Origin of the sequence: Arthrobacter sp. zg-Y844, assembly GCF_024385465.1 — a bacterium.
GTDB lineage: Bacteria > Actinomycetota > Actinomycetes > Actinomycetales > Micrococcaceae > Arthrobacter_B.
The window spans coordinates 981,390-999,890 of the sequence record NZ_JANFLS010000001.1 but is presented as its reverse complement, the minus strand read 5'-3'; the positions used below and the strand labels follow the sequence as shown (position 1 = coordinate 999,890).

15 protein-coding genes are annotated in these 18,501 nt (G+C 66.7%); 12 read left to right on the top strand and 3 right to left on the bottom strand.

Translation table 11 applies throughout. The features are described from left to right. The first annotated feature begins 77 nt into the window (after positions 1–77). Positions 78–1,628 carry a sodium:alanine symporter family protein gene (locus NNX35_RS04745; RefSeq protein WP_255867129.1) on the top strand — a complete coding sequence of 517 codons (1,551 nt, stop codon included), beginning with the start codon at positions 78–80 and terminating at the stop codon, positions 1,626–1,628. 142 nt (positions 1,629–1,770) lie between these two features. Continuing rightward, on the top strand, positions 1,771–2,193 hold the full coding sequence (locus NNX35_RS04740; RefSeq protein WP_255867128.1) for a ChaB family protein: 423 nt from the start codon (positions 1,771–1,773) through the stop codon (positions 2,191–2,193). Positions 2,194–2,203: 10 nt separating this feature from the next. On the opposite strand, the gene NNX35_RS04735 is transcribed toward NNX35_RS04740, so the two are convergent. Beyond that, positions 2,204–2,980, bottom strand: a complete 777-nt coding sequence (locus tag NNX35_RS04735; RefSeq protein WP_255765368.1) for an SDR family oxidoreductase — start codon at positions 2,978–2,980, stop codon at positions 2,204–2,206. A 186-nt stretch (positions 2,981–3,166) separates the two neighbouring features. Between NNX35_RS04735 and ctaD the strand changes: the two genes are divergently transcribed. From ctaD to NNX35_RS04700, 7 genes are all read left to right on the top strand, one after another. After that, positions 3,167–4,921, top strand: coding sequence for a cytochrome c oxidase subunit I (ctaD, locus tag NNX35_RS04730; RefSeq protein WP_255765367.1), 1,755 nt, complete (start codon positions 3,167–3,169; stop codon positions 4,919–4,921). Positions 4,922–5,118: 197 nt separating this feature from the next. Beyond that, complete coding sequence (locus tag NNX35_RS04725) at positions 5,119–6,948, top strand: L-lactate permease (protein WP_255867127.1); 1,830 nt, start codon at positions 5,119–5,121, stop codon at positions 6,946–6,948. Positions 6,949–6,990: 42 nt separating this feature from the next. After that, the gene (locus tag NNX35_RS04720) at positions 6,991–8,379 is read left to right on the top strand and encodes an FAD-binding oxidoreductase (protein WP_255765365.1); all 1,389 of its coding nucleotides are present in this window, start codon (positions 6,991–6,993) and stop codon (positions 8,377–8,379) included. A 131-nt stretch (positions 8,380–8,510) separates the two neighbouring features. Beyond that, the gene (locus NNX35_RS04715; protein WP_255867126.1) at positions 8,511–9,395 is read left to right on the top strand and encodes a Rieske 2Fe-2S domain-containing protein; all 885 of its coding nucleotides are present in this window, start codon (positions 8,511–8,513) and stop codon (positions 9,393–9,395) included. Between the two features lie 32 nt (positions 9,396–9,427). Beyond that, complete coding sequence (locus tag NNX35_RS04710) at positions 9,428–10,405, top strand: aldo/keto reductase (RefSeq protein ID WP_255867125.1); 978 nt, start codon at positions 9,428–9,430, stop codon at positions 10,403–10,405. Positions 10,406–10,522: 117 nt separating this feature from the next. After that, positions 10,523–11,227, top strand: coding sequence for a TetR/AcrR family transcriptional regulator (locus NNX35_RS04705; RefSeq protein WP_255867124.1), 705 nt, complete (start codon positions 10,523–10,525; stop codon positions 11,225–11,227). Next, on the top strand, positions 11,220–13,739 hold the full coding sequence (locus NNX35_RS04700; protein ID WP_255867123.1) for an MMPL family transporter: 2,520 nt from the start codon (positions 11,220–11,222) through the stop codon (positions 13,737–13,739). The genes NNX35_RS04705 and NNX35_RS04700 overlap by 8 nt, the downstream gene beginning before the upstream one ends. Before the next feature lie 96 nt (positions 13,740–13,835). Here NNX35_RS04700 and NNX35_RS04695 read toward each other — a convergent pair whose 3' ends face one another. Then, entirely contained in the window at positions 13,836–15,077 is a 1,242-nt protein-coding gene (locus NNX35_RS04695) for a multidrug effflux MFS transporter (RefSeq protein WP_255867122.1), read from the bottom strand. A gap of 89 nt (positions 15,078–15,166) precedes the next feature. On the opposite strand from NNX35_RS04695, the gene NNX35_RS04690 reads away from it, so the two are divergent. The 3 genes from NNX35_RS04690 (at position 15,167) to NNX35_RS04680 (ending at position 16,530) form a co-directional block, all read left to right on the top strand. Further along, a complete protein-coding gene (locus tag NNX35_RS04690) occupies positions 15,167–15,622 on the top strand; it encodes a MarR family winged helix-turn-helix transcriptional regulator (protein WP_255765359.1) in 456 nt (151 codons plus the stop codon). 94 nt (positions 15,623–15,716) lie between these two features. Next, positions 15,717–16,076, top strand: coding sequence for a VOC family protein (locus tag NNX35_RS04685; RefSeq protein ID WP_255765358.1), 360 nt, complete (start codon positions 15,717–15,719; stop codon positions 16,074–16,076). Between the two features lie 88 nt (positions 16,077–16,164). Next, positions 16,165–16,530: a VOC family protein gene (locus NNX35_RS04680; protein ID WP_255867121.1), complete on the top strand. Its 366-nt coding sequence runs from the start codon at positions 16,165–16,167 to the stop codon at positions 16,528–16,530. A 28-nt stretch (positions 16,531–16,558) separates the two neighbouring features. On the opposite strand, the gene NNX35_RS04675 is transcribed toward NNX35_RS04680, so the two are convergent. Further along, positions 16,559–18,421 (bottom strand): ABC transporter ATP-binding protein, encoded by a 1,863-nt coding sequence (locus NNX35_RS04675; protein WP_255867119.1) that lies wholly within the window; start codon positions 18,419–18,421, stop codon positions 16,559–16,561. Between the last annotated feature and the right edge of the window lie 80 nt (positions 18,422–18,501).

The following is an 18,501-nucleotide window of genomic DNA, read 5'->3' as shown; positions in this document are numbered from 1 at the left end:
GCTATGTTGTCGCATTCGACAGCACACTTACTTGAAACAGGGGTTCGAACCAAATGAACGCAGCTCGGGCAGTCTCCATGGCACCGGCATCTGAGGACGGTGGGTTGCTCGGCACCATCGACTCCGCGGTCAACTCCTTTTTCGAACCGATTACCACCGTGTTCTCCGGGATCGTGTTCTTCCCGGTCACCATCGGCGACTTCAGTTTCCCCGTAGTCGTCGCCTGGCTGATCCTCGCCGGCATCGTCTTCACTTTCTACTTCGGCTTCATCCAGTTCCGGGGACTGAAGGTGGCCACCCAGGTGGTCCGCGGCAAATTCTCCTCCAAGGATGATCCGGGGGAGGTGCCGCATTTCCAGGCCCTTACCTCCGCCCTGTCCGGCACAGTCGGCCTCGGCAACATCGCCGGCGTCGGTGCGGCCATGGCCCTGGGCGGTCCCGGCGCAACCTTCTGGATGATCCTGGCCGGCCTGCTGGGCATGGCCTCGAAGTTCGCGGAATGCACGCTCGGCGTGAAGTACCGCGAAGTCCATGAAGACGGCTCGATCAGCGGCGGTCCGTTCAAGTACCTGCCGGTGGCCTTCCGGCGCCTGGGCCGCTGGCCCGCGAAGATCCTCACTGGAATCTTTGCGGTAGCGATCCTGATCTTCGGCATTGCCGGCGGCAACATGTTCCAGGCCAACCAGACCTTCGCGCAGATCCAGAACGTCACCGGCGGCGAGGACGGTCTCCTCGGCAGCGCGGGCGCGGCCCTGATCTTCGGCCTGGTCCTGGCGGCCCTGGTGGCCGTGGTGATCCTCGGCGGCATCAAGTCCATCGGTGCCACCACCTCCAAGCTGGTGCCGGCCATGGGCGGCATCTACATTCTGGCCTGCCTGTTCGTCATCATCGTCAACTTCGAGAACGTGCCGGCAGCCTTCGGCGCCATCATCGAGGGGGCGTTCCGTCCCGAGGGCTTCGCTGGCGGCATCATCGGCGTTATGATCGTGGGCTTCCAGCGGGCGTCCTTCTCGAACGAGGCGGGCGTCGGCTCCGCAGCCATCGCTCACTCCGCGGTCAAGACCCGCCGGCCGGTCAGCGAAGGCTTCGTGGCGCTCTTCGAACCGCTGGTGGACACCGTGCTCATCTGCACCATGACCGCCCTGGCCATCATCATGGCCTCCACCCCCAGCCTGCAGGCAGGAATTGACCAGGTCCAGGCCGGAGGCGACGCGCCCGACGGCGTCATCCTCACCTCCGATGCGTTCGCCACCGTCCTGCCGTGGTTCCCGATCGTGCTCTCCATCGCCGTGGCGCTCTTCGCCTACTCCACCCTGATCACCTGGTCCTACTACGGCTTGAAGTCCTGGGAGTACCTCTTCGGCCGCGGCAAGCGCCGCGAGATCGCCTACAAGGTCATCTTCCTGCTCTTCACCGTGGCCGGCTGCGTCCTGTCCTTCAGCCAGGTCATCAGCTTCGCCGACGCCGCGCTCTTTGTCTGCGCGTTCGTGAACCTGCTCGGCGTGTACCTGCTGCTGCCCGTGATCAAGAAGGAAATGAAGCAGTACCTGGCAGACCGCAAGAGCGGAAAGCTGGAGATGCTGGGCATTGACAACGACGACATCGAGGCCGCCGCCGCCACCGCGTAACCCGTGCGTCGGGCACGCGCCCCTGCCGCCAAACTCCTCCGCCGCTTCCGGGTATCGCCCGGAAGCGGCGGAGGAGTTTTTGGTTGAGCCCGTGCCGCGCAGGGTGGTAGACCGTAAGGGAGATCTACGGACAGGGATGACAATGCCTAAGACCGGCAGGAACGACCGCGCAGTGAAGAGCGAATTGCCTTCGACCCTGCAGCGCTCGGATTCCAAGGCACAGGACACGTTCGCCAAAACCTACGATTCCGCAGTGGAGGAATACGGCGACGGCGAGCGGGCAGCCCGGACGGCGTACGCCTCCCTCAAGCACACCCACGAAAAAGTGGGCGACCACTGGGAGGAAAAGGAGCAGAAAGGACCCTCCGATGCCCGTGCTGCCGAAGGGCGCACTTCGTCCAAGGACACGGCCGGAGGAGTGGACGCCAACGCCTCCAAGGCGCACTTGAACGAGCTCGCGTCCCGGCTGGACATTCCCGGCCGCTCGAAGATGACCAAGGACGAGCTGGTGGAGGCGCTGCAGAAGGCCAGCGAAAAGCAGACCCGGAAGGCCCGGGAAAGCTAGCGGCGGGGCCCTAGCCGCGGCCGCCGAAAGGCATCCCGGCCGCGGTAACCAGCAGTGAGCGGACATTGGCCGACGCCGGGGCGGAGGCCATAAACAGCACGGCGGCAGCGGCCTCCTCCGCGGGGAACGAGGGTTCCTCGGCCCGGGTGCCGTTGGCCTGCAGCGCCCCCTGCCCGCCGCCGATCCCCGCAAGCAGGTCCGTGGCGGCGTTGCCGATGTCGATCTGCCCGCAGGTGATGCCGAAGGGGCGCCCGTCCAGGTCTATGGCCTTGGTCAAGCCTGTGACCGCGTGCTTCGTCGCGGTATACGCCGCCGACAGCGGACGGGGCGTGTGCGCAGAGACCGAGCCGTTGTTGATGATCCGGCCGCCCTGCGGGGACTGGGCCTTCATGTGCCGCACCGCCGCAGCGGCACACAGCATGGTGCCGGTGACGTTGACCGCCAGGGTCCGGTTCCAGTCCTCGATGCTCAGCTCGTCGATGCTGCCCGTGGGGCCGAACGTCCCGGCATTGTTGAACAACACGTCTATCCGCCCGAATGCGCCGACGGCCGCGGCGAAAAGCCGCTCGACGTCGTCGGGCACCGTTATGTCCGCGGGCACCACGAGTGCCGCTTCGGAGCCGGCGGCGGTTTCCTGCAGTTCCGCCTCCCGGCGGCCGGCCAAGACCACCCGGAAACCGGCGGACAGGAAAGCCCGGGCCGTGGCACGGCCGATCCCCGAACCCGCCCCGGTAATAACGGCGGTCAGGGGCGGAGGTGTTTCGGTCGAACGGGTCTGGTTGTCCATCATTGCATTGTGCCTTGCCCTTCCTCCGGGCGGCACCGGTTCCGGAACGGGCCTGCCGCATCGCGTGCCGCTGCCTGCGGATTCCCGCAGGGGTCTGGCGGGCCGTCCGCCGCCGCCATACGATACCAAGCACAGTCTCGGATGTTCCTGGCAGGGCAGTACCCTTCGGCGGATCGGGATAGTTCCATGTCGACAGTGAAATACACCGCGGAACCGGACGGAACGTTTGTAGCGCCCCGGGTGGTGCCGGTGTCCAGGGGACGGATCGTCGTCAACTGGATCACCTCCACGGACCACAAGACCATCGGCTATATGTACCTGATCACGTCCTTCGTCTTTTTCTCGCTGGCCGGTGTGATGGCACTGATTATCCGTGCCGAGCTGTTTGAACCGGGGATGCAGATCCTGCAGACGCGGGAGCAGTACAACCAGCTCTTCACGATGCACGGCACCGCCATGCTGCTGATGTTTGCCACTCCGCTTTTCGCCGGCTTCGCGAACGTGATCATGCCGCTGCAGATCGGGGCGCCCGACGTCGCGTTCCCGCGCCTGAACGCCTTGGCATTCTGGTTCTTCCTGTTTGGCTCGCTGATTGCACTGTCCGGGTTTATCACCCCGCAGGGCACCGCGTCCTTCGGCTGGACAGCCTATACGCCGCTGTCCAACGTCGCGTTCAGCCCCGGCCTCGGAGGTGACCTGTGGGTCTTCGGACTGGCGTTATCCGGCTTCGGCACCATCCTGGGCTCGGTCAACTTTGTCACCACCATCATCTGCCTGCGCGCGCCCGGCATGACCATGTGGCGGATGCCGATCTTCACCTGGAACACCCTCGTGACGGCGATTCTGGTCCTAATGGCGTTCCCGCCCCTGGCCGCAGCACTGTTCGCCCTGGGCGCGGACCGGCGCTTCGGGGCGGACATCTTCAACCCGGAACGCGGCGGCTCCATCCTCTGGCAGCACCTGTTCTGGTTCTTCGGCCATCCCGAGGTCTACATCATCGCGCTGCCGTTCTTCGGCATCGTCTCCGAAATCCTCCCGGTGTTCAGCCGGAAATCCATTTTCGGCTACAAGGGCCTGGTGTTCGCCACGATTGCCATCGCCGCCCTGTCGATGACCGTTTGGGCGCACCACATGTACGTGACCGGCGCCGTTATGCTGCCCTTCTTCTCCTTCATGACCATGCTGATCGCAGTGCCCACGGGGGTGAAGTTCTTCAACTGGATCGGCACCATGTGGCGGGGGTCCATTACCTTCGAAACCCCCATGCTCTGGAGCATCGGCTTCCTGATCACGTTCCTCTTCGGCGGCCTGACCGGCATCATCCTGTCCTCCCCGCCGCTGGACTTCCACGTCTCGGACACGTACTTCGTGGTGGCGCACTTCCACTACGTGGTGTTCGGGACCGTGGTCTTTGCAATGTTCGCGGGATTCTATTTCTGGTGGCCCAAATTCACCGGGAAAATGCTGAACGAACGGCTCGGCAAGATCCACTTCTGGCTGCTTTTCCTGGGTTTCCACACCACGTTCCTGATCCAGCATTGGCTGGGCGTGCTGGGGATGCCCCGGCGGTACGCCGACTACCTGGTGGAGGACAACTTCGCCGGAATGAACCAGCTCTCCACCATCGGATCGGGCATTCTGGCGCTGTCCATGATTCCCTTCTTCTGGAATGTCTACAGCACCTGGCGGCACGGCAAGAAGGTCGAGGTGGATGACCCGTGGGGCTTCGGCGGATCGCTGGAATGGGCCACTTCCTGCCCGCCGCCGCGGCACAACTTCACCTCGCTGCCGAAGATCCGCTCGGAACGGCCCGCGCTGGACCTCCACCATCCCGAACTGATGGCGCGCGCGAACTCCGACACGAATTCGCCGGCGGAAAAACTGTTCGGTGCTGCGGATATGGGCAGCGAGCAGCCGCGCAATCCCGATCCGCGGCAATAGGTAACCACTGCAGCCGCCGCCGCGGTTCCCGGGCCGTCACCGGCAGGGAACCGCGGCGGCGATTGTGTTTACGGCGCTGCGGTTTGGCTGAGCCGATTTTGTTCCGGGTGGTCACCAACCGTTGACCCTGCCAAGGGGCGGGCCTAGGGTCAACGCATCATCACCGTGGATGTGGAAACAAAAACAAAGGAGTTTTTGTGACGACTGCTGCTGCGTTCCAACAGCCCCTCGACCCGATTGCCGGTTCCCTGGCCCTGTCCGCCATCCTGGCCGCGCTGCCGCTGCTGATTCTGTTTGTCCTGCTGGGCGTGTTCCGGATGAAGGCCTACCAGGCGGCACTGATCAGCCTGGCACTGTCCATCATCCTTGCCGTCGTGGGCTGGAAGATGCCGGTGGGGCAGGTCCTTTCAGCCACGGGGCTCGGCGCCTTCTATGCCATCTTCCCCATCCTCTGGATCCTGATCAACGCCCTGTGGATCTACAAGCTGACCGTGGCAACGCCGTGGTTTGAGGTCCTGGGGCGCACCATCCGCTCCATCTCGGACGATCTGCGCATCCTGTCCATCCTGATCGCCTTCTGCTTCGGCGCCCTGCTGGAATCCCTGGCCGGCTTCGGAGCGCCCGTAGCCATCGCGGCTGCCATGCTGATGGCCGCAGGCATGAAGCCGCTGAAATCCGCCATGGTCGCCCTGCTGGCGAACACGGCGCCGGTGGCCTTCGGCGCCATGGCGGCACCGATCATCGCGCTGAACGGGGTCACGGGCATCCCGCTGCAGGAACTGTCCTCCATGACCGGACGGCAGACACCCTTCATTGCGCTGGTGGTCCCGCTGATCCTGGTCTTCCTGGTGGACGGTAAACGCGGTCTGCGGCAGACGTGGCCGGTTGCACTGGTCGCCGGAGCGGCCTTCGGGCTGGCACAGTTCGCGGCCTCGAACTTCTTCATTGTGGAACTGACCGACGTCGTTGCCGCCGTCGTGACAGTGGTGGCAGTACTCCTGATGCTCAGGGTCTGGCAGCCGTCCGAGATCATCGGCATGACCGGTGAAACCCGCGAGGCCGAGAAGGCAGGGGAAACCGCGGCGGTGTCGGAAACGGAATCCGTCGGAACGGACACCCTCACCGGAGCGGGCCGCGGTTCCGCACCAGGGGCCGGAACCAGTGCCGGAACCAGTGCCGCAAGCGGAGGGGCTGCCGGGGGAGCAACCGCCGTGGGCGCGGGAGCCGACGGCGGGGAGGGAGACGGAGCTGCCAGCGGCACCACCTCGTCCACCGGACGGCCCTCCGGACACGATGTCTGGATGGCCATCGCACCTTATCTGGTGATCATCGTGGTGTTCTCCATTGCCCAGGTTCCCGTGGTCAAGACCTGGCTGACCAGCATCGGCAGCACCACGTTCCTGTGGCCGGGACTCGACGTCACCGGAAACAACGGCAAACCGGCGGCTGCCCAGACACTGCGTTTTGACCACATCCGGGCCACCGGCACCCTGCTGCTTTTCTCCGGCATCATCACCATGGTGCTGTACCGGATCGCGGCGGGCCGCGGAGTACGCGTCTACGGAGAAACGCTGAAGCAGCTGCGCTGGACCATCCTGACCGTCTGCTCCGTGCTGGCCCTGTCCTTCGTAATGAACCTTTCCGGCCAGACCACCACCCTCGGGGTCGCCCTGGCCTCCGCGGGAAGCTTCTTCGCACTGCTTTCCCCGCTGCTGGGGTGGATCGGCGTGGCCCTTACGGGTTCCGACACCTCCTCGAACTCCCTGTTCGGCGCCCTGCAGGTAGCCGCGGCCAACGAAACCGGGCTGTCGCCCACGCTCATGGCCGCAGCCAACTCCTCCGCAGGCGTTATGGGCAAGATGCTTTCGCTGCAGAACCTGGCCATCGCCTCCGCCGCTGTGGGCCTGGAAGGGGCGGAAGGAACCCTGCTGCGCAAACTCATCGGCTGGAGCCTTGGCCTGCTGGCGTTCATCACCGTGCTGATCTGGCTGCAGTCCACGTCGATTCTTGGCTGGATGGTCCCCTAATCCCTGCCCGAACCACCTCCCCGAACTACAAGGAGTAAACCCGTGAGCACGCACTCCCTCAACCCGGTTCCCGCTAACACTGCCGGCTCCGGCAGCACCGTCCTAAGCGGCTTCCCTTCCGTTTCCTTCCTGGAAGCGGACCGGCAACGGGTGAGCACCGACAGGTCCGGCTTCGTTCCGGAATCGCTGCCGGACGGCGTGGTGCTCGCCCGCACCGCCGACGACGTCGTCGCCACCCTCAAGTTGGCCACCGAACACCGCATACCCGTGGTTCCGCGGGGAGCCGGCACCGGGCTCGCCGCGGCGTCGTCCTCCCGGGCCGGGGAACTGGTGCTCGATGTTTCGGGCATGAACCGGATCCTGCGCATCGACCCCGTGGAGCAGTTGGCCGTGGTGGAGCCCGGAGTGCTCAACGCCGACCTCAATGCGGCCGCGGCGGAGTATGGGCTCTTCTATGCACCGGATCCGGCAAGCACCGCCATCTGCAGCATCGGCGGCAACATCGCCACGAACGCCGGCGGCATGCGCTGCGCCAAGTACGGCGTCACCCGGGAATCGGTGCTGGCCCTGCGGGTGATCCTGGCGGACGGACGGGAACTGCGGACCGGCCGCGAAACCATCAAGGGTGTCAGCGGCTATGACCTCAACGCCCTGATGATCGGTTCGGAGGGGACACTGGGGGTGGTGGTCGAAGCCACGCTGCGGCTGCGCCCGCTACCGGTGCATACCGCCACAGTGGCTGCCTTCTTCCCGGACGTCACCGCCGCTGCCCAGGCCGCGTCCGCCGTCGTAGCCGCCCGGATCCAGCCGTCCGTGATGGAGCTGATGGACGGACAAACGCTGGAAGCGGTGGATATGGCCATGGGGACGGATTACCGCTCAAAGGGCGGAGCGTTCCTGCTGGTGCAGACGGACGGGTACGGTGCGTTCCTTGAGCAGGACGTGGTGATGGACGTCCTGACGACGCTGGGCAGCTGCGAAAGGGCCGTCGACGACGAGCACGCCGCCGCGCTGATCACTGCGCGCCGGGAAGCCATCCCCTCACTGGAGAAGCTGGGCCGGGTGTCGATCGGCGATATCGGCGTTCCCCGGGGACGGCTGGCGGAAGTGGTGACTGGGCTCGAAGAAATCTCCGCGCGCACCGGGGTCCGCATCTTCACCATCGCGCATGCCTCCGACGGGAACCTGCATCCCATGATCGTGCTGGATCCGGAGGACTCGGTCACCACCGGTCCGGCGAAAGCGGCCCTGGGGGAGATGTTCCACCTTGCCCATGGACTGGGCGGCACCCTCACCGGCGAACACGGCATCGGGCTGCTCAAGCGGGATTGGCTGGCAGAGGAGCTGGGCGAGGTATCCCTCGAGGTCATGCACACCATCCGCACCGCCCTGGACCCGCTGGGCATCCTCAACCCGGGAAAGGCGCTCTAGGCCGGGCCGGCCCCCGGGACCGGCGCAACAGTAGCCGGGGGCGCCGCGGTGCCGGGGTTTCGGTGGCGCACGCCCCAGACGGGGCCTACCCTGTGCAGTCCACCAGCTGTTTATCCCCGTGAGGAGGGGCCATGCGCCGACTGCCCTTGGTTACTGTTGCCGACAAACTGGAAAACGCGGGCTGGCTGGACCCTGCAGCCGGCTGGATGGCGAAGACCGTGAAGTCGGTGCTGCCCTGGCCTGCCGTCCGGGACGTCCTGCACGGCGTCCCCTTGGGACATCCCCTGCACCCGCTGATGATCGTGGTGCCGCTGGGAGCGTGGGTTTCCGCTGCCGTGCTGGACGTGCTGCCCGGTAACGAGCGGGCCGCCCGGACCCTGGTTGGCGTGGGCGTAGCAGCGGCTGGTCCCACGGCGCTCGCGGGCGCCGCGGACTTCTCCCAGCTGGATACCGAACAGCGGCGCACCGGAATTGTGCACCAGGGCGCCAACGCACTCGCCGTCGGCCTCTATTCCGCCTCCTGGCTGGTGCGGGGGCGGGGCCGGACGGGCCTGGGCCGGGTCCTGGCCTTCACCGGCCTTGCGGTCACCGGTGCCGGCGGCTTCCTGGGCGGACACCTGTCCTACCGGCAGGGGGCGGGAGTCAACCGCAATGGGGACTTCGCCGAGAAGGTGCCGGAAGGCTGGCACTCGCTGGGGCCTGCGGCGTCGTTCGCTTCGGGCGTTCCGCAGACGGCCCGGCTCGGAACGGTGAACCTCATGGTGCTTAACCGGACCGACGGCGCCGCGGACGGTGCGGTTTCCGTCCTGGCGGACACGTGCAGCCATCTCGGCGGACCCCTGCACGAAGGTGAGCTCCGCCAAGTGAAAAACGAGCTGTGCATTGTCTGTCCCTGGCACGGCAGCACGTTCTCCGTGCAGTCGGGCGAAGTGGGGCACGGTCCGGCTACCTCCCCGCAGCCGGTTTTTTCCACCCGGATCCGGGACGGTCTGCTGGAAGTGAGCGTTAAGCCTTAAACCTGTCCGCTGCACTACGCAAGGAGCCTGCAATGCGTACAACTTCACTGGGAGCCAATGGTCCAGAGGTCGGCGTCATCGGCCTGGGCTGCATGGGCATGAGCTACGCCTACGACATGAATGCGGAACGTGACGACGAAACCTCCATCTCGGTAATCCGCGGAGCGATCGAACTCGGGACCACCCTGATTGACACCGCCGACGTGTACGGCCCCTACACCAACGAGGAACTCGTGGGCCGGGCGTTGAAGGACGGCTACCGGGAGCGGGTGGTGCTGTCTACCAAGGTAGGGCTGGAGGTCAGCAACGAGGCCCCGGCCGCCGGAACCATGCCCGGGCTGAAGAAGGACGGCCGCCCCGAGCACATCCGCGCATCCATCGATGCGAGCCTGCGCCGGCTCGGCACCGATCACGTGGACTTATACATCCTGCACCGGGTGGATCCGCAGGTGCCGCTGGAGGAATCCTGGGGGGCCATGGCCCAGGTGGTCCGTGACGGCAAGGCCCGGGCCATCGGCCTGTCCGAGGCCAGTGTGGAACAGATCCGGCTGGCGCAGACGGTGCATCCGGTGACCGCCGTGCAGTCCGAACTCTCGCTCTGGACCCGGGACCGGCTGGCCGACGTCGTGCCCTACTGCGAGGAGCAGGGTATGGCGTTCCTGCCCTTCTCGCCGCTGGGCCGCGGTTTCCTCACCGGCCGCTTCACCTCCTTCGACGACCTGCCCGCTGATGACATGCGCCGCAGGCTTCCGCGCTTCCAGCAGGAGAACCTCAAGGCAAACCTCGCCATTGTGCAACGGGTGCACGACGTCGCGGCACGGGTGGGGGCCACGCCCGCCCAGGTGGCGCTGGCGTGGACGGTGGCCCAGGGCCGGCGGGTAATTCCGATTCCCGGCACCAAGACCCCCAAATACCTGCGCGAAAACGTGGGTGCCGGGGACCTGGTGCTCAGTGGCGAGGACCTGGCATTGCTCAATGACGCACCGCAGCCGGAGGGCGCCCGGTACTGATCAGGCGGATCGCGTCAGGCCCCGCCCACTGCCGCCGGATCCGCGCGGACCTGCTCGGGTATCGACGCCTTCCGGAATCGTTTGCACCGAGTGCAATGATGCACGTAGTGTAGAAACGTGCTGACCACCCTCCCGGTTGAAGACCGCCGCAAAGCGCTGAAAAGCCGCCACCGGCAGGACATTGTTGCTGCCGCGGCCGCGCTGATGGACGAGCGCCAGGCCACGGACTTCACCGTGGACGAGTTGGCGCAGCGCGCAGACGTTTCGCGCCGCACGGTGTTCAACCACTTTGCCTCCATCAATGACATTGTTTCGGAGGTCTGCAGCGACGTACTCAGCGCCGCCGTCGCCAGCCTGACCGCCGTTCCGGCGTCCGACGGCCCGGCCGCGCTGGACGAAATTGCCGAGGCCTTCCGCAACGCGGACCTGGTGGCGCCCATGGCCTACCTGAACCGCGTGCTCGGCGACGGCGGGCCGGCAGTGACGGCACATCCCATGGCCCTGCGGGCCTTCACCGAGCTCAGCGAACGGCTGTCAGCCGTGATGCTCAGCCGCCACCCCGAGGCCGACAAGCTCAGCGTGCACCTTCTGGTGGGCGCCCTGACCAGCGGGCTTGGGGTGCTGTACCACCACTGGCATTGCGCCACCGGCGCTGTCGACACCCCGGAGTCCCGGCGCAGCTGGGCGCGGATGCTGGACCAGCTCCTCGAAACCGTCCGTACCGGCCATGCCGCCGGACCGGCCGGCCAGGCCGGCCAACCCTGCCCTAGTTCCGTAGTTTCCTCCAACCATCCCTCTAAAGGACAGACTCTCAATGGCTGAATTCCTCTACCGCCTCGGAGCAGCTGCAGCCCGCCGTGCACGCACTGTGCTGGCGGCGTGGTTCGCAGTGCTCGTGGTGGCCGGCGTGGCCTTCACGCTCTTCAGCGGTACCCTCACCACCGCGTTCTCCATTCCCGACACGCCCACCACCCAGGTCACCGAACGCCTGCAGGAAAAGCTTCCGCAGGCATCGGGCGGCTCCGGCTCCGTGATGGTCCAGACGGAGGACGGCTCCCGCTTCACCGACGCCCAGCAGCAGGAAATCACCGCTCTGGTCAACAAGGCCGCTGAGATCGACGGCGTGGAAAACGTCATCGATCCGTTCGCCACCGAGGCGGACCGCGCCAAGCAGGGGCAGGAGCTCGAGGCAGGCCTGGCACAGGTTGAGGCGGGCCGCGCCCAGATCGAGGACGGCCGCGCCCAGCTGGAGGCCGGGCAGGCCCAGCTCGACACCGCACGGCAGCAGGCCGAAGCAGCCGGCGCCCCCGCCGAAATGATGGCGGCGCTGGACGCGCAGCAGGCCGAACTGGATGCCAAGCGCGCGGAACTGGACGCCGGCAGTGAAGAGCTCGAAGCCGGAGCCGTGCAGGCCGAAGAGGGTGCAGCCCTGCTGGAAATGGCCGAGGAGATCCGCATGGTTTCCGAGGACGGCAGCGCCGCCATCCTGAACGTGACCTTCACGGATACGCAGATGGAAGTGACGGAGGAAACCAAGGACGCCCTGGTGGCCGTCTTTGAAGACGAGCCTATCGACGGGGTGAAAGTGGATTACTCCGCCGAGATCTCCGCCGCGGTGCCTGCACTCTTCGGCATCGGTGAAGTAGTTGGCCTCGTCATCGCAGGAGTCGTCCTGTTTGTGATGCTGGGGACCCTGATCGGCGCCGGCCTGCCGCTGCTGACCGCCCTGATCGGTGTGGGCATCGGCGCCCTGGGCGCGCTGGCCTTCTCCGGCGTCGTCGAAATGGCGTCGGTAACCCCCGTACTCGGCCTGATGCTTGGCCTGGCAGTGGGCATTGACTACGCACTGTTCATCGTCAACCGGCATCGCCGGCAGCTCAAGACCGGCCTCTCCCTGCAGGAATCCATTGCGCTGGCCAACGGCACCTCCGGCAACGCCGTGGTGTTCGCCGGTGCCACCGTGTTCATCGCCCTGCTCGCCCTGAACATCACGGGCATCCCGTTCCTGGGCCTCATGGGAACCGTGGGGGCAGCCTGTGTTGCCATCGCTGTCCTGGTTGCGGTCACCCTGACTCCGGCACTGCTGAAGCTTGTAGGCATGCGCATCCTCAGCCGCAAGGAACGCGCTGCCATCACCCCGGCCGAGGGCGCCGACTCCAAGGAAGGCCGCCCGCAGCTCGCCGAGGCCAAGCCCATGTCGACCGGCCGTGCAGTGATCACGGTTGTTGCCTCCATTGCCGCGCTGCTGCTGCTGGCGGTGCCTTCCATGGACCTCCGGCTGAACCTTCCCGACGGTTCTTCCGAATCCCACGACACCACCCAGTACCGGGCTTACGCTGCAGTCTCTGAGAAGTTCGGGGAAGGCCAGAACGGCCCGCTGCTGCTGGTGGCCGAGCTGCCCGGCGAGCCCAGCGAAGAGGAAGCACTGGTAGCCCAGAACGAGATTGCCAGCGCCATCTTCGACCAGGACGATGTGGCGGCAGTGGCCCCCATCGGTACCTCCGAGGACCGCAGCGTGGCCGCCTTCCAGGTGATCCCGGAAGAAGGCCCCACGAGCGAATCCACCGAGGCCCTGGTGAACTCGCTGCGCGGCATGTCCCCGATTGAGGGTGAGAACGGCGACTACGAGATCGGCGTGGCCGGCTCCGCCAGCGGCAACATCGACATCTCCGAGAAGCTGGGCGAAGCCCTGCCGCTCTACCTCGGCGTGGTGGTGGGACTGTCCCTGCTGATCCTGATCCTGGTGTTCCGGTCCATCTTTGTTCCGATCATCGCCACGCTCGGCTTCATCCTGTCCTACTTCGCCGCCCTCGGCGGCGTGGTGGCCATCTACCAGTGGGGCTGGCTGTCCGGCATCTTCGGGGTGGAAACCCCCGGCCCGATCCTGAGCTTCCTGCCGACCATCCTGGCGGGCATCCTCTTCGGACTCGCCATGGACTACATGCTCTTCCTCGGTTCGGGCATGCGGGAGGCCTACGTCCACGGAGCCCCTGCACGCCTCGCCGTGGCGCAGGGCTTCCGCGCCGGCCGCTCCGTGGTCGCCGCGGCAGCCATCATCATGGCGTCCGTGTTCGGCGGGTTCATCTTCTCGCACAGCACGATGATCCGGCCGATCGGTTTCGCCCTGGCCTTCGGTGTCCTGGTTGATGCCTTCGTGGTCCGGATGCTGCTGATCCCGGCCCTGATGCACCTTGCCGGCGACAAGGCCTGGTGGCTGCCGAAGTGGGTGGACAAGATCCTGCCGGACGTCGACGTCGAGGGCGCGTCCCTGGAACGCCGCCATCCGCACGTCGATGAGAAGCACTCAGAGGTGGAGGAACCGGTCCGGAGCTAGTTTCCGCCCGTTTCCTGAGAACAAAAGGTGCCGCCCTTCCTTCGGGAAGGGCGGCACCTTTTTGGTTCCGGGAATGGGAGCCAGGGAAGAGCGTGCCTAGACGGCTGCGGCCTCTTCGGCCGGAGCTTCCACGGACGCACGCGTGAGCAGCAGGAAGGACGCGGCGGCCAGGACCAGGAAGCCGAGCATGGCGACGCCCATCGGCACGCCGGTCTCTTCGCCCCACAGGCCAACCAGCGGGGACACGAGGGCTGCCAGCAGGAACTGCAGGGAGCCCAGGAAAGCGGAGCCGGTGCCGGCGTGGTGCCCGGCCTCTTCGAGCGCCAGCGCCGTGGCGTTGCCGAAGATCAGGCCCAGGGAACCCTGGAAGACGGCGAACAGCACCAGGGTGGGGACTGTCGGGGTGCCGTTGGACACCGAAATGAGCATGCCGGCAGCCGCCAGGACGGCGACGGACAGGCCAACGGCGATCATCAGGCGGTACGGTGCCTTGCCCGCCAGGGCGGCAGCTACGGCACTGACGATGGTGATGGCGACGGCGTTCATGGCGAACACGAGTGAGAACCGGGTTTCGGACATGCCGAGGATGTTCTGGATGACGAACGGGGAGGCGGCGATGTACGCAAAGAGGCCGGCGAAGGAGAAGCAGAAGGTCAGCAGGTAGCCGGTGTAGTTGCGGTTGCGGAGTACTTCTCCCGCCACGCGGAAGGTGGTCTTGAGACCGCCGCGGTTGCGGTCGGCGTCGGGCAGGGTTTCCTTCACTCCGAACAGTGCGCCCAGGAACATCATCAGGACCAGGACCGCGAGGACCCAGAACACCATCCGCCAGCCGCCGGCGGCAATGATGCCGCCGCCGGCCAGCGGGCCGATCACGGGGGCAATGACGCTGATCATGGTCAGCACACCCAGCAGCTTGGCGGCTGCCGCGCCGCGGGAGGTGTCGGAGACAATGGCGCGGGCCAGCACAATGCCGGCGGCGCCGCCGAGGCCCTGCAGGAAGCGGGCGGTGGCCAGGATTTCAACGTTCGGGGCAACGGCGCAGAGCACGGTGGCCAGCAAGGCAACGAAGGAGCCGACCAGCAGCGGCTTGCGGCGGCCGACGCCGTCGGAGAGCGGGCCGATGACCAGCTGACCGAGGGCCAGGCCCACCAGGAACGCCGTCATGGTGAGCTGGATGCCGGTGGCGCTGGTGTTCAGGTCATCCGCCATGTGCGGGAAGGCCGGCAGGTACATGTCGATGGACAGCGGGGCCACTGCGGTGAGCAGGGCCAGGATGCCCGTCAGCATGCCGGCGGTGGGCCGCTTGGAGGGCGGTGCGGGGAGCGTGGTGCTCGTCATGGAAATCCTTCTTCTAAACCGTGTAAGTGCCGAGCGAGCATAGCATATGCAGACATATATATCCTAAGATATGCGCTAGGATCGGTGGCATGACGAACGACGGCGCATCGGCGGCAACGCGCGAAATTGCGGACCTGCTGCGCGATCTTTCCTGGAACATCCACCGGAAGGCGCCCGAGATCACCGGGATCGAACCGCTGCCCAACACAGAGCTGGCCGTGCTCAAGCATGTGCTGGACAACCCGGGCCTGACGGTCACGGAACTCGCCCGGCTGATGGGGCTGAAGCAGAGCAATGCCAGCGCCGCCGTCCGTACGCTGGCCGACCGCGGGCTGGTGACGCGGTCTAGCAGCCCGACGGACCGGCGGGTCAGCCTCCTGCTGCCGACGGAAGAGGCGCGGGCGCAGAACGAGGTCATTGCCCACGCCTGGGCGGGGCCGATCCGTGCCGGGATCGAGCGGCTGAATGCCGACCAGCGGGAAGCGTTGGCGGCGGCATCGGGGGCGCTGGTTGCCCTGAACCGCACCATGCAGGCCCGGGGCTGAACGCCTGCTGCCGGTTCACACCGGCAGCAGAAAGGTAAACCGGCAGCCGAAATTCCCGTGACAGCCGGCGGTATGGGGTCCTAAGCTTCCGGCCATGGCTATCGCACGCGTTCCCAACACTGTTATCGACTGCCCGGATCCCGAGGCACTCGCCACCTTCTACGGCACCCTCCTGGACTGGAAGGTGGGTGTGGACGACGACGGCTGGGCGGACATCACCGACGTCACCGGCCAGCGCTTCGCCTTCCAGCGGGTGGAGGACTACACGCCGCCGGCCTGGCCCGGCCAGGATGTTCCCCAGCAGATGCATATCGACGTCGATGTGGACGACCTGGATGAGGCGGAAGCCGCTGTCCTCGCCCTTGGCGCCACCAAGCACGAGTACCAGCCGGGGGAGACCTTCCGGGTGTTCCTTGACCCGGCCGGCCATCCGTTCTGCCTCTGCGTCGGCTAGCAGGATGACTGAAGCCCGGCGCCCGCCCGGCATCGGGTGGGCAGAAATTCCGTGACAGCCGGCGGCAGGGTGCTCTAAGGTTCCAGCCATGGCTATTGCACGAGTACCCAGCACGGTTATCGACTGCCCGGACCCCGAGGCACTCGCCCTCTTCTACGGCGCCCTCCTGGACTGGAAGGTGGACCTGGACGGGTACGACGGCGACTGGACCGAAATCTCCGACGTCACCGGCCAGCGCTTCGCTTTCCAGCGGGTGGAAAACTACACGCCGCCGGCCTGGCCGGGCCAGGATGTTCCCCAGCAGATGCATATCGATGTCGATGTGGACGATCTGGACGAAGGGGAAGCGGCGGTCCTCGCGCTTGGAGCAACTAAACATGAGCGCCAGCTGGGCAGGACCTTCCGCGTGTTCCTGGATCCGGCGGGTCACCCGTTCTGCCTCTGCCAGGCTTAGCCCGCCGCGGCAGCCGGAGCCCCGCAGATTAGCGGGCGAGGTTGTCCTCCAATGTGGCGGTGTGCGCGGCAAGCCGGGCGAACGCACCGTCGGCTGCCCGCAGCTCGGCCGGAGTGCCCGCTTCGATGACCCGGCCGGCGTCGAGCACCACCACCTGATCCGCGTTCTCCACGGTGGAGAGCCGGTGCGCGATGGTCAGCGTGGTGCGCCCGGCGGACAGCCGCTCGAGGGCCAGCTGCACCTGCGCTTCGGTGGTGTTGTCCAGCGCCGAGGTGGCCTCGTCCAAGACCAGCACCGGCGGATTGCGCAGGATGGTGCGGGCAATGGCGAGCCGCTGCTGCTCCCCGCCGGAGAAACGGTGGCCGCGCGCACCCACCAGGGTGTCCAGGCCGTCCGGCAGGGCGCCGACGGTGTCGGCCATCTGCGCGGCGGCAAGCGCGGACCAGAGCTGGTCGTCGGTGGCGTCCGCCTCGGCCAGCAGCAGATTCTCGCGGATGGAGGCGTGGATCAGGTAGGTCTCCTGCGAGACGACGCCGACAATCCGGGCGAGGTCCTCGGGGGCCAGGTCGCGCACGTCCACGCCGTCGATGGTGACGCGGCCGGAACCGGTGTCGTTGAGCCGCGGCAGCAGGGACGCCAGGGTGCTCTTGCCGGAGCCGGTGGGGCCGACGACGGCGGTGGTGGTCCCGGCGGGCAGCGTCAGGTCGATGCCGTGCAGGACTTCCGTGCCGTCGTCGTACGCAAAGTGCACGTCCTCGAACCGCACGTCGCCGCGCACGGTTGCCGGGTCCAGCCGGACCGGATTTTCGGCCGGCCGGATCTGCGGCTCGAGGTCCAGGTACTCGAAGATCCGGCTGAAGAACGCCAGTGCGGTCACCCACTGCACGCCGATGTTCAGCAGCCCCATGACCGGCCGGAAGATGCCGGCCTGCAGTCCGGTGAACGCCACCAGGGTGCCGATGGTCATGCCGCCGCTGGTGGCGGGGAAGCCGGCGGCGAGGTAGATGACGGCCGGAATGGCGGCGAAGACAATCTGCATGGTGGCCATCCGCCAGCGCCCGGCGAGCTGGCTGCGCAGTTCCAGTCCCACCAGGGTTTCGGAGCGGGCGCGGAACCGGTCGGCGTCGCGCGGAACGGTGCCCAGCGTTTTGGCCAGCCGGACGCCCGAGACCGAGAGGCCCTCCTCCACCTGGGTGTGCAGGGCGGCGAGCTCGCGCTGGCGTTCGTCGGTGACGTCGCGGCGGATCATCGCCACGCGGCGGGAGAGCCAGATGGCCGGCGGGAGCACCACCAGCGAAATCAGGCTCAGCCCGGGGGAGAGTGCCACCATCGCCACGGCGGTGGCGACCGCCGTCGTGAGGTTGGATGCCACGCCCGTGGCGGTGGTGGTGACCACGGACTGCATGCCGGAGATATCGTGCGTGAGCCGGGACTGCACCTCCCCGCCGCGGGTGCGGGTGAAGAAGCCGAGCGACTGGGCCTGCAGATGGGTGAAGAGATCCACGCGCAGGGTGTGCATAACGCGCTGGCCCATGCTGGTGGCCAGCCAGGTCTGGACGACGCCGATGGCGGCGGTCAGGGCTGCCACGCCCACCATGGATGCGGTCAGGAACAGCAGCAGCCGGGTGTTGCCGTGCGGCAGTGCGTCATCAATCACCGCGCGGACCAGGAACGGCTGTGCCAGGCCGACCACCGACGAGGCGGTGATCAGCAGGACGACGACGGCGATGGTCCCCTTGTGCGGGGCGAATAGTGCGGCGATGCGCCGCAGGTGAACCGGATGCCGGTTCAGTTGCTTTTGGTCGGCGGGATTCAGCTTTGCGGGGCCGCGGCCGCCGCCTGGTCCCCTGCCGCTTCCGGGGCCTTCGGGGGCCGCTTCGGGAATAGCCATGGTTCCTCCTGTCGCTGCCGGAAGATGCGATTCGGCAGCTAATGCAGAGGTTACCTCATTATGTGGTTACCGCGAAATGG

What these genes read in the sequence shown, in the direction of transcription:
- NNX35_RS04700 (WP_255867123.1), top strand. Translation starts at nt 11,220, where the DNA reads ATGGCTGAATTCCTCTACCGCCTCGGAGCAGCTGCAGCCCGCCGTGCA.
- NNX35_RS04715 (WP_255867126.1), top strand. Translation starts at nt 8,511, where the DNA reads ATGCGCCGACTGCCCTTGGTTACTGTTGCCGACAAACTGGAAAACGCG.
- NNX35_RS04735 (WP_255765368.1), bottom strand. Translation starts at nt 2,980, where the DNA reads ATGGACAACCAGACCCGTTCGACCGAAACACCTCCGCCCCTGACCGCC.
- NNX35_RS04680 (WP_255867121.1), top strand. Translation starts at nt 16,165, where the DNA reads ATGGCTATTGCACGAGTACCCAGCACGGTTATCGACTGCCCGGACCCC.
- NNX35_RS04710 (WP_255867125.1), top strand. Translation starts at nt 9,428, where the DNA reads ATGCGTACAACTTCACTGGGAGCCAATGGTCCAGAGGTCGGCGTCATC.
- NNX35_RS04745 (WP_255867129.1), top strand. Translation starts at nt 78, where the DNA reads ATGGCACCGGCATCTGAGGACGGTGGGTTGCTCGGCACCATCGACTCC.
- NNX35_RS04685 (WP_255765358.1), top strand. Translation starts at nt 15,717, where the DNA reads ATGGCTATCGCACGCGTTCCCAACACTGTTATCGACTGCCCGGATCCC.
- NNX35_RS04740 (WP_255867128.1), top strand. Translation starts at nt 1,771, where the DNA reads ATGCCTAAGACCGGCAGGAACGACCGCGCAGTGAAGAGCGAATTGCCT.
- NNX35_RS04675 (WP_255867119.1), bottom strand. Translation starts at nt 18,421, where the DNA reads ATGGCTATTCCCGAAGCGGCCCCCGAAGGCCCCGGAAGCGGCAGGGGA.
- NNX35_RS04690 (WP_255765359.1), top strand. Translation starts at nt 15,167, where the DNA reads ATGACGAACGACGGCGCATCGGCGGCAACGCGCGAAATTGCGGACCTG.
- ctaD (WP_255765367.1), top strand. Translation starts at nt 3,167, where the DNA reads ATGTCGACAGTGAAATACACCGCGGAACCGGACGGAACGTTTGTAGCG.
- NNX35_RS04695 (WP_255867122.1), bottom strand. Translation starts at nt 15,077, where the DNA reads ATGACGAGCACCACGCTCCCCGCACCGCCCTCCAAGCGGCCCACCGCC.